Below are 8,898 nucleotides of genomic sequence, written 5' to 3' on the forward strand. Positions count from 1 at the left end.
GTCGCAGAACCAGATACCGGAGACCTCTTCAGTTGTCGATCACCGCCACGCCGTGACCTTGATCAAACCCACCACTTCTGAAACACGCCTTAGTCGTTGTCGTTGACTACCTGAGCCGACCAGCATGAAGGCTCCGCCCGAGGCGTCCCCGGCGATCATCTCAAGGGATTCTTCGTCGGCCAGGTGGACCGGCTCAACCGGCCCGTATGCTCCACGCGAGACATCGAAGTCGAACCGCGCCAACAGGGCCGCGATCCACGGCGTAGCGCGGATCTGGTCCAGCAGAGCGCGATCGGATTGCACATCGGCGACGGTACCGCGCCCAGGACCGACCGGGCCATCCACGGGCCAGTAAGGGCGTCCGTGAGCGGTCCCGAGTGGGCACGAGATGCAACCAGACCGACCGCCGGCTGCAGGTGTTTCGGGCATCACGACCGGTTGAGCAGGCTCTTCCAAACTGAAGTTGCCGAAGTACGGCTACTCGCCCCTGTCTGGGTGCGGGAGTTCCTGGCACCCAGTCCCGATTTCTCCGGACCGGACCAGCTCTTCGATATCCTGCGTCATCGCCGACACTCCTGGTTCTGGCACGATGACCAAATCTGACGACCAGAAGTACGCCCCACCAGCCGTCTGACCGCTGGCCCGATGTTGACGTAACACCCGTTCGATCGCGGACGGCGTGAAGAAGGTGACGTATCGAGCCGTCGCGTCAGGCAACTCCACATGGACATCAGTGTCGGCCACAGCCTCCGGCGGCTCACTGCCAAGCAAGATGCGAGCGGTGAACTCTGTCCGCTCCACCACGAAGTACGGACCATCATGCACAGATCCTCCATCGCTCCGAACCGCATTTCGCGTTGCCGGAATGCAGAGTACGTGCGATAGCGCGAGCGTCCAGGTCGGACGGTGTGCCCATCCACTTAGGTCGCCGCCCTGCCCGCCACCTGTCTCAGCCGCCTTCCTAGACCGGTTGGCGGTCGCCTGTCCTGGGGACCACGCGGGGACCGCACGTGATGCGCGTTGGTGGACGATCCGCGGTCGGGTGCACGGTTTGATCATGGGCGTAGCGTGTGTGACGTGCGTGGGCGTGTGGCGAATCGTCCTGGGGGTCAAGGGGTCGTGGGTTCGAATCCCGCCGTCCCGACACAGGTCAGAGGGCATATCTCATCGATGGATATGCCCTCTTTGCGTTCCTGGGTGACTAACTGAGTGACTAGGCGTCCGGTGCCTTGTAGCGTGTCAAAATTCCGATCGGTGCGGTGATTTGGTGTTTTGGAGATCGCCTTGGGGCGCCCGGTGGGAGCGGATCGCACATGTTGTGAGCCGTGGCCGCAAGAGTTGCAATGACGATTGTCGGCATGTTGGTGCGGCTGCTGTACCTGGGGATGATCCGCGTGTTCGGTGGACTGGGGCTGCTGGCCCGTGGCGACAGGGCGCTGCTGGTCGAGGTGCTCGCGTTGCGGCAGGAGGTGGCAGTTCTGCGCCGGCAGATCTGCGGCCGTCCCCGGTTGTCGTGGCAGGACCGGGCGGTGCTGGCCGCGCTTGCCCGGCTGCTGCCGCGGGCGGTGCGGGAGCATCGCCTCGTCACTCCGGCCACGCTGCTGGCCTGGCATCGTCGGCTGGTGCGCCGTCATTGGACGTACCCTAACCGGGCTGGCCGGCCGCAGGTCAGCGACGAGATCCGCGACCTGGTCTTGCGGCTGGCCCGGGAGAATCCGCGCTGGGGGTGCCGGCGGATTCAGGGTGAACTCGGGCGTCTGGGCCACCGGGTCGCGTTCGCCACCGTCGGGCGTATCCTCGCCCGCCACCGTACCGGCCCGGCACCCCGGGAAACGGACACCAGTTGGCGAACTTTTCTGCGGACCCAGGCCAGGGGCCTGCTGGCGATCGACTTCTTCCACATCGACACGATTGCTCTGCGGCGGGTGTACGTGCTGGTCCTGATGGAGATCACGACTCGGCGGGTGCACCTGCTCGGCGTGACAGAGCACCCGACGGGGGAGTGGACCACTCAGCAGGCGCGCAACGTCATCATGGAACTTGGCGAGCGGGCGAGCCAGTTCCGGTTCCTGATCCGTGACCGGGACACCAAGTACGCTGCCGGGTTCGACGCGGTGTTCACTGCGGAGGGCATCCGGGTGGTCAAGATTCCTCCGTGCACGCCGCGGGCGAACGCGTTCATTGAGCGCTGGGGCCGCAGCCTGCGCCAGGAGTGCACCGACCACATCTTGGTCTACAACGAACGGCATGCTGTGGCGGTGATCGACGAGTACGTGCAGCATTTCAACGACCATCGCCCGCATCAAGGCCTGCAACAGTTGCCGCCCAACCACGACCCGACTGTCGTCATCTCGATGGATGCCCCCGTACGGCGCCGACGACGGCTCGGCGGGGTGGTCAATGAATACCATCGGGCAGCCTGACCAGATCTTCAAAAGACCAGGTCACAGGTATGAACGGGATTTTGAAACGGTACAGGACATCACCAGAAGTGGCTGGGCCGGGTGTTCCGTGCCGGAAGGGAGGGGTTCCCAAGGGTCGTCACACAGCGATACTGTCTTGCAGGTCAGCCCTTATGCCGAGGTGCCACATCTGGGAGGCTGAGTGACCGAGGACGAGGTCCGGCTGGTTGAGGGGCAACTGCGGGAGCTGTTCGTGGAGCTGAACCTAGGCTGGGCCCTGGCCCAGGTCGATTCATCTGTGGCTGAGGGACGCGTTGAGGCGGTGCATCGTTACGGGGAACCCCAAGCTGATTATGCTTGGGCGCTTTGGGAATCCAACAACTCTTCGTCCCGCGGCAGGCCAGCGGTCACGAACCGGCCATTGTCTGTCAGGGACCGAGCCGAATACCTGGTGGATGCGCTCTCCCGAGTACTGGTCGACCTCCCGGTCGTCAACAAGCACACTTGGGAGTATTTGAATAGGGGGCTCGAAGGTCGACTGCCGATGATCCAGGGGCTGGCTTTCGTCCCCGATGAGGAGTCGTTCGGTGACGCAGCCAACGTGGCGGCAGGCACTGAAGGACCGCCAACTCCTGAACTTAATGGACTACGCGACCTTCTGATCGAATTGCGGGGAGCGATACGCGAGTGACCGGCCCAAGCCACCCGATTCTTACTGCTCTTCGCGGGCATCTGCGAGGATGCAGTACCTCATATAACTCGGCGTCTGCTGCTAACGATATTTACGAAGGATTCCTATTCTCGCTTGTTGTTGATACGGCCGCACGGTGCGGCGCCACCGTCACGTATCGCACCGTGCGCGGTTCAGTTACCAAGAACCTCGTATTCCGCACGAGTCCAGGCAGGTTGTACTCCCGAACCCACGACTACACCCACGCAGTGATTCAGTTCGGGCGGGCACCAGCGCTTGAGGTCCACATTGGTGTTCGGGTACAGGGCAGCTCGGGGGTTTTGCACGAGTGTGACATCCTAGTGCTTGCTAGCGACGAAGCTGATTGGAGTCGAGGCAATAGTGCAGACCCACGCGGGAGCAAGTGCCTCCTTGGCGTGGAATGCAAGTACTACACCTCGCAACTTCCGCTTGCGATGGCTCGCGGCTTTGTGGGCCTGCGTGCCGACCTACCTCGCACCCAGACCGCCTTCATTGCCAACATCGGTTCGCCGAGTGTCAATCGATACCTTAACGTTCGGTCCAACGGGTACGAGTTTGAAGTCCTCCCCGGTACGGCTCAGGCAAGCCACTTCCAATCGCTTGTGCGAAATGCCTTTAAATCGCACACTAGCCGACATGATCCGGCCTATTCTATCTAGCCGTTCTGCGCCATTTGTCAGGGCCCGGAGGCGGCGATTAACTCGGCGAGAGGTACCTCCGTGCGTCAGTGCCGTTGTCGGCGATCGCTGGGCGGTATTCCCCTCTCCGCCTCTCCCGGAGGAGCCACTTTCCGCCATCCTTAGTGGGCAGGAGAGAGTGCCCGAAATGTGCGCAACTTCTGGTGGCCGTGTAGCTCCTTCGCGAGCGGGACTTTCATTCAAGTCGGCCAAGTAGGCGATGTACTTCCTCGTAACGCGGAAGAATGACAATCGGTTGGTCCAGTCTGTCAGCGTTGGAGCCGAAGAAGACCGGGGCTACGAAATGCTGCGACCGGCGTTCGAGCGCGCGCACCAGCGGTAGCATCAGCGGACCGTAATTGCTCGGCCAGAGACAGCCGACGTGTCCAACCCAGGTAACTAGCCCGACCAGGTTGTCGAGCTTGTAGATGGGATCCGGGGGCGCTGGGTAGAGTGCTGCCGCGTACCACGGGTTCCCGTCCGGGTCAAAGCCATGGGGTGCCGTGGAGCATAGGCGATGGATCCTCTTTTCATTGTGATGCGATCCGTAGATCCATCTCGATTTTGCGTCCCACCCGTCGATCGTCACGAACTCTTTCATACTCGTGACGGTTGCTATGGCGCGCTTTGCCCGCTTCCAGGATATGTTGGGAGGTTCCACCTTTTCAAAGGGTACCCACGCTGGCTCAATAAATCGATAATCCAAGCTTCACTTCCAGTGGCGGTCGCTGAATGGGGCGGTTAGCTTAGTGAACGGCTCCTGCTTCACAGGCGCCGTAGTCGATACGTCCAGGTTGAGTGAAGCAGGAATCTGCTTGCGCACCCCGCCGCGAGGCCGCGGCGTTTGGTTATCGACTTCGGTCGCACGATTCGTGACGTTGGGCTGGAGCTAGGCCTCAACCACGAGACCTTGCGCAACTGGGTCGACCGGCTGCGGCAGGAACGCGACTGTAGCCGGCCTAATGATCTGGCCGTTGACGAGCGGGCTGAGCCTGGTGCGGCTGCGCGGGCAGGTCGCGCAGTTGGAGCTGGAGAAGGAGATCTTGAAGCCGGGTTCTTCTTCGCGCGCGGAACGGAGCGGTGAACCGGACCGACTTGTATCGGTTCACCGACGCGTAAACGACAACGTAGCCGGTCCGTCCACACCATTGGTTCCGCACCTCATCCCCGGGCTACTCCCCGCGCTCGCCGGTGATCCCGGAGGCCGGACATGCTGGCCACCACGCGGGGGTGATCACGCTGCGAAGCGGGTCCGGGCGCCCCGTTCCACGTCGGCTCCCCGTGCTCATCCCGCACCGCCGCACCCCTAGGTCGAGTCCCGGCCGCAGCTTATTGGAAGTAGCCTGAAGCGTCTATTCCCCTAGCGTAACTAGACGTATCGGTCATTGGCAATTTGCCCTTGACGTGCAGGGGGATGCATCGATACCCTGGCCGGTCGCTCTCAAGACGAACTCCCAGGGGGATCGCTCGGTGGCTCTCGACAGTCCAAAACTTCAGAAGGTCTTACAGGATGTGCAGTCCGGAGTACTGCAGTTGCCGGACTTCCAGCGCGAGTGGAAGTGGGACGACCAGCGGATCCGGGAGCTGATCGCCACAGTCACTCTCGACTATCCGCTCGGCGTTGTCATGACGCTGGAGACTGGTGGTAGAACGCCGTTCCGACCCCGCACACTCACCGGTGCCGAATCCGGCCGAACCGTCAGCCCCCACCTGCTACTGCTGGATGGTCAGCAGCGGCTCACCTCACTGTTTCAGGCCCTGCACCTCGACCAGCCGGTACGGACTGTCGATGAACGCAACAAGGAACTCGAGCGCTGGTACTACGTGGACATCCGCAAGGCTGTGGGGTCATCGGCTGATCGAGATGACGCGATCGTGTCCGTGCCGAAGGACCGGGTCCTACGGTCGAACTTCGCCCGTACGGTGGATCTCGATCTCCGCAGCCGGACGCTGGAGTGCCAGGCGAGGCACTTCCCGCTGAGTGTCGTGTTCGACGGCGACAAGGTAACAGCCTGGCAGAAGGAGTTCGTCCTGATGGACGACGCGAACTGGAGCCTGTGGGCCAAGTTTGACCAGCTCATTCTGCACAACATCCGGTCGTTCCAGATTCCCATGATCAAGCTCGCCGCCTGGACGACCAAGGACGCGGTGTGCTCCGTGTTCGAGAGGGTGAACACCGGCGGTGTGCCGTTGAACGTCTTCGAGCTCCTGACCGCCACCTACGCCGGCGATCACGAGTACGAGAAGGCTCACGGCGACTACTACCGGTTGCCGGACGCCTGGCAGGACATCAAGAAGAGCTTGGCTACCTCGTACCCGGTCTTTGGGCGCATCGAGCAGGGGATCGACGACGGGCTGAGCCGCAGTGACTTTCTGCAGGCCGTCACGCTCGTCAACACCTGGGAACGCAAGCAGGAGAGGCTTACCAAGGCCGTCTCCTGCAAGCGACGCGATCTGCTGAACCTACCGCTGGACGACTTCATCCGGCTCGCGCCGCGGGTGGCCAGCGCGTTCGAATGGGTCGGTGAGTTCCTCGGGGAGCAGTTCATCGTGCGTCAGACGGACCTTCCGTACCGGACGCAGCTCGTACCCATGGCCGCGGTGCGGGCGATCCTCGGCGAGCAGACGGATGAGCCTGCGAACCGGGACCTCCTAAACCGCTGGTACTGGTGCGGAGTGCTGGGGGAGATGTATGGCGGAGCCACGGAGAGTCGATTCACCCGCGACGTCGAGCAACTCGTCGCAAGGGCGATGGGCAACTCGCAGGTCATACCCGACACGATCACTGAGGCGGCCTTCCTGGCCGATCGGCTGGACACCCTGACCACTCGGAACAGCGCCGCCTACAAGGGCATCTACGCACTCCTCGTTAAGCAGGGGGCGGTTGACTGGTACCACAGCGAAGGTCCGCTCACCCCTGGCACTCTTCTGCAGCATGCCGTCGGGATCCGGCAGGTGTTTCCGAAGGCGTGGCTCGCCCGGCACGAGCCCCACGACAATCGGGGCAACTCGATCGTGAACAAGACCCCGCTGTCGTACCGGGCGAGCAAGAGCCTGGTTGGCGCACCCTCGGGCTACCTCCGGGTGTTCGCCCGGGAGACCAGCACGCGCCCGGAATGGTTCGACGACGTGGTGGCGACCCACGTGATGGATCCGGCGGCCCTACACAAGGATGACTTCGAAGCTTTCTACGCCGATCGATCCGTGCGACTTGTCGAACTGGTTACCGAGGCCATGGGCAAGCGCACCGTCTCGCGTGCCGAGGCGGACCGGTGACCATGACTGATGCTCCACGTCCCACTTGCGAGGAACTGCTCGCGCTGAAGGGGCAGACCCTGCGGATCCCGGAGCTACTCGCGATGTTCGGTGCGCGGGTACGCAACTACCAGACCGTGCCGGTGATCCAGGAGGCGTTGCAGGAGGTGGGACTCGACACCCAACCGTCCTTCACCACCTGTGGAATAGCGACCGACATCCTGGTTGTCGAGCAGTACGAGGCGCCGGGAGCCGAGGGCGAGGCCGAAGACGAGGTCCAGCCCGGCATGCTGCCGCAACAATCGTTTAAGATCGGCGACATCCCCTCGGCCCGCGCAGGAATCACCTCGGTCACATCCAACAGCCTGCTCAGCACCGCGACCTACCTGATGCGCCAGAAGCGCTTCTGTCAACTGCCAGTGATCGACGGTCTCGCCGAACTCAAGGGCGTCATCACGTGGAGTTCGATCGCCGCCCGTTACGAGCAGGGCCAGACGCCGACACTCGCCAACTCGATGGTCCAGGACTCGATCCCCATGGCCGAGGTACACCAGGAACTCTTCACGCACCTGCCGGAACTCATGCACCACGGCTATCTTTTGGTGCGGGATTACAACGGCATCTTTGTCGGGATCATCACCGGTGCTGACATCACCGGGCGGTTCCACACGCTCGCGTTACCCTTCTTCCTCGTCGGTGAGATCGAATTCCGTCTACGAAAGTGCCTCGGACCCAATCTGACCGGCGATCCGGTCCGAACCTTGAAGGGTCCGAATCACTCGGGAGACTTCTCGAAACTGATGTTCGGCGACTACGTCAAATTGCTGGATGGCCATCAGCCGAACGGGAGGCAGCGGCTGCATGCCGACCAGAACTGGGAGGCCCTGGGCTGGGGCGGCGTTGACCGGGTTCAATTCGTTGCCCATCTAAACCGGGTCAGGGTGATACGGAACCAGATAGCCCACTTCGACGAACAATCGCTCAGCGATCAGCAGGTGAACGAGCTGAGTGAGTTCTCTGGGCTGCTCAAACAGCTCATGTGATCTCGTCCAGCACTACCCCGGCGTCCCGACGGTGACCGTATGACCTTAGGGGAAGGTCGCCCGCTTCTGGTCCGCACCGTCCCTTGAGATCGAAGAGGAGCTTTTGCCGATGTTCCGCCGTGCGGCGAGCGGTCCAGACGATCTCCAGGGCAGGGCGTTTCGTGGATCGGTTCGAGTTCAAGCCGGTGCCGGCGTACCGGCAGGGCCTGATGGCCGGCGGTCGGCGAGACGCGTGGTCAGGACGATTTTCCCCAGCCGCAGACCTCATCCCGGGATCACCCGATGTGCGGCTGCTCGACGTCCAGCACGGCGAGCAGATTGGCCGTACCCCGGTTGTCGGCGATGCCGCTCAGGCCTGGCACCCGGTCCCACGCGACCTGGTACAAGTGGCCGCCGGGTTAGCGGTTAGCGGGTTGGCGCTCGGCGACGGCTTCGCCGTGCTGGGCCCCACCACGGCGGACAGCCTGCTCGGACCGGTGGCGGGGGCTGCCGGTGCGGTTCGTCGCCTTCTATCCGTCCGGCACCCTGGTGGCCCGCCATCGGCGATGCCGTCACCGCCACCCTCGGCGACCGGCCTGACCAGTTTGCGGAACTGGGCGGGCTGCAGCCCGTTGAGCGGGAAGACTCAAGCCGGGGCGGCCGCCGTGATCACCTGCACCCCGGCATCCTGCCCGATCATCCCCAACGTACAGGCACCAGGGTTACGAGACGTTCCTTAGAGAGACCGTCAGTAGGGCGTGTGCAGCCCAAGTAGCTGTTCAGGGGTAGCAAACAGGCACGGGATTGTCGATCATGTGAGTTCTCTACGC

Annotated in this window: 6 protein-coding genes and 1 pseudogene; 4 read left to right on the forward strand and 3 right to left on the reverse strand. The window is 62.8% G+C overall.

From position 1 onward, the window contains the following. Nucleotides 1-39: 39 nt before the first annotated feature. Nucleotides 40-303 (reverse strand): hypothetical protein, encoded by a 264-nt coding sequence (locus ACWDV4_RS30595; RefSeq protein WP_449985958.1) that lies wholly within the window; start codon nucleotides 301-303, stop codon nucleotides 40-42. 1,040 nt (nucleotides 304-1,343) lie between these two features. Between ACWDV4_RS30595 and ACWDV4_RS30600 the strand changes: the two genes are divergently transcribed. Together ACWDV4_RS30600 and ACWDV4_RS30605 are read left to right on the forward strand one after the other, a co-directional pair. Next, nucleotides 1,344-2,423, forward strand: coding sequence for an integrase core domain-containing protein (locus ACWDV4_RS30600; protein WP_449985961.1), 1,080 nt, complete (start codon nucleotides 1,344-1,346; stop codon nucleotides 2,421-2,423). 181 nt (nucleotides 2,424-2,604) lie between these two features. Then, a complete protein-coding gene (locus tag ACWDV4_RS30605; RefSeq protein WP_449985964.1) occupies nucleotides 2,605-3,093 on the forward strand; it encodes a hypothetical protein in 489 nt (162 codons plus the stop codon). Nucleotides 3,094-3,987: 894 nt separating this feature from the next. Here the strand turns inward: ACWDV4_RS30605 and ACWDV4_RS30610 are convergent. Next, complete coding sequence (locus ACWDV4_RS30610; protein ID WP_449985967.1) at nucleotides 3,988-4,452, reverse strand: hypothetical protein; 465 nt, start codon at nucleotides 4,450-4,452, stop codon at nucleotides 3,988-3,990. Between the two features lie 809 nt (nucleotides 4,453-5,261). Here ACWDV4_RS30610 and ACWDV4_RS30615 point away from each other — a divergent pair. Together ACWDV4_RS30615 and ACWDV4_RS30620 are read left to right on the forward strand one after the other, a co-directional pair. Further along, on the forward strand, nucleotides 5,262-7,067 hold the full coding sequence (locus ACWDV4_RS30615) for a GmrSD restriction endonuclease domain-containing protein (RefSeq protein ID WP_449985969.1): 1,806 nt from the start codon (nucleotides 5,262-5,264) through the stop codon (nucleotides 7,065-7,067). Between the two features lie 2 nt (nucleotides 7,068-7,069). Beyond that, on the forward strand, nucleotides 7,070-8,089 hold the full coding sequence (locus ACWDV4_RS30620) for a CBS domain-containing protein (RefSeq protein WP_449985972.1): 1,020 nt from the start codon (nucleotides 7,070-7,072) through the stop codon (nucleotides 8,087-8,089). A 529-nt stretch (nucleotides 8,090-8,618) separates the two neighbouring features. Here the strand turns inward: ACWDV4_RS30620 and ACWDV4_RS30625 are convergent. Then, nucleotides 8,619-8,696 (reverse strand): annotated as a pseudogene (locus ACWDV4_RS30625) (IS5/IS1182 family transposase); the annotation flags it as partial. Nucleotides 8,697-8,898 lie beyond the last annotated feature (202 nt).

This window comes from Micromonospora sp. NPDC003197 (assembly GCF_053590565.1).